2 protein-coding genes are annotated in these 1397 nt (G+C 37.7%); both read left to right on the top strand.

Features of this window, described 5'->3' with window-relative positions; translation table 11 throughout:
- Positions 1-72: 72 nt before the first annotated feature.
- Positions 73-366: a transposase gene (locus ACE1TG_RS19710; RefSeq protein ID WP_375054086.1), complete on the top strand. Its 294-nt coding sequence runs from the start codon at positions 73-75 to the stop codon at positions 364-366.
- Positions 324-1259, top strand: coding sequence for an IS3 family transposase (locus ACE1TG_RS19705; protein WP_375054087.1), 936 nt, complete (start codon positions 324-326; stop codon positions 1257-1259). The genes ACE1TG_RS19710 and ACE1TG_RS19705 overlap by 43 nt, the downstream gene beginning before the upstream one ends.
- Positions 1260-1397: the final 138 nt, after the last annotated feature.

Genomic DNA, 1397 nt, shown 5'->3' with positions numbered 1-1397 from the left:
TTAAAGTTAGTCTTTTTAATGGACACGTCAAAATGAGAATCGTGTATAATTTTAAAAAAGGACGTGTTTATTATGGGAGAATGGAAAGAACGGGAATTTAAAGAGCATATATGTAAATTAATTGTTGAAGAGGGGAGAGTTGCCCGAGAGTTAGCGCGTGAAATGGAGCTTTCTGATTCTACTGTTTATAAGTGGGTTTCGGACTATAAAGCGAAAAAGAAGAGAGAAGAGGCTCCAGAACAATATATTACACCTGCAGAATTGGAAAAACTCAAAAATCGACACGAAAAAGAACTGCAGGATCTAAAGGATCAGAATGAAATATTAAAAAAAGCGATGCACATTTTCACGAAAAACCCAGAGTAAAAGATAAATACTGTTTCATTCAAGCTCACCGAGATGAATACAGTATTGTGAAAATGTGCGAGGTGCTGGAAGTTTCAAAGAGCGGCTTTTATAATTGGTTAAAAAACAAGAACAATCATAATGCCAATAAGAATTGCTATGACAAAGAAATTAGGCGAAAAATCAAAAAATCCTTTTATGAAAGCGATAAGACGTATGGGAGTCCCAGGGTACATGATGATTTAGTCGAGTGGGGATATACAATCTCTCAAAAAACGGTGGCTCGCAAAATGCAGGAAATGGGTTTGAGGGCTACTCCAAAAAGCAGATATATAGCTACGACGGACTCCAACCACACGATGCATGTCTATCCTAACCTATTAAATCAGGAGTTTAATGTGGAGGAGCCTGACCGGGTTTGGGTCACCGATATTACGTATATTTGGACACTTAAAGGATGGCTTTATTTAGCTACTGTTATGGATTTGTTTTCCCGTAAGATTGTCGGTTGGAGTATAGCTCCTCATATGAAGAAAGAATTAACTTTAAAAGCTTTGAATATGGCGATTGTAACCCGGCAGCCCACTGAGCAACTGGTCCATCATTCAGACCGAGGTTCTCAATATTGTTCGAATGACTATACCAATGTGTTAAAAGAAAATAGGATTCAAATAAGTATGAGCAGGAAAGGTAACCCGTATGATAATGCCTGTATCGAGTCATTCCATGCAACGATTAAAAAGGAACTGATATACCGCAGACGCTTTAAAACCTGTGCAGAAGCGATTAAAGCAATTAATTACTATATAAGCAGTCGCTATAATGAGAAGAGAAAGCATTCCTCATTAGGGTATACTTCCCCAAATAAATATGAGAGAACATATCGAGCTACTGCACATCAAATTAGCTCTTAATTAACCATTTGGCCGTAGAAATGAAAAGTCATTGTCTTAGACTTTTCATTTCTACGGTCACACCAAGCGAAGCGCGGTAGTAGTTTTGAATGAATAGTTCACCAAAGTGAAGTGTCCATTTTCTTGACAGAAGACCAA

The sequence above is a fragment of the Virgibacillus sp. JSM 102003 genome, assembly GCF_041949995.1.
GTDB lineage: Bacteria > Bacillota > Bacilli > Bacillales > Amphibacillaceae > Lentibacillus.
This window is presented reverse-complemented; position numbering and strand designations above follow the sequence as displayed.

Excerpts from the sequence above, each read along its gene's own strand:
- ACE1TG_RS19710 (WP_375054086.1), top strand. The coding sequence starts at position 73 with ATGGGAGAATGGAAAGAACGGGAATTTAAAGAGCATATATGTAAATTA.